The following is a 313-nucleotide window of genomic DNA, read 5'->3' on the forward strand; positions in this document are numbered from 1 at the left end:
GACTTAGAACGAGCGATTTTAGTCGAGGAAGTGACGAAATTACGCACGATCCAAGAAGAGATTCCCCAATTGATTTCAGAATGGGAACAGCAATTTCAGACCTTAAGCACCAACTTCGACAAGCAACAGAAACACCATCAGAACGAACTGAGCGAAAAAATCGAGAACGAGTTGAAGCACTTAAACAGACGGATACAAGACCAATTAGACACACTCATCAGCCAGAACCAGATCTTACACCACGACAATCAGGTCCTTCTCTCGGACTATGAAAACTACCTGGACAAACATGTCAAAGAAATCAATCAAGAAT

The 313-nt window shown here is 42.2% G+C and carries 1 protein-coding gene; it reads left to right on the forward strand.

All coding sequences use genetic code 11. From position 1 onward, the window contains the following. On the forward strand, window positions 1–313 hold a 313-nt coding region (locus QP119_RS11520; protein ID WP_284776305.1), incomplete at both ends, for a hypothetical protein.

The sequence above is a fragment of the Corynebacterium frankenforstense genome (assembly GCF_030211955.1).
GTDB classification, from domain to species: domain Bacteria; phylum Actinomycetota; class Actinomycetes; order Mycobacteriales; family Mycobacteriaceae; genus Corynebacterium; species Corynebacterium frankenforstense_A.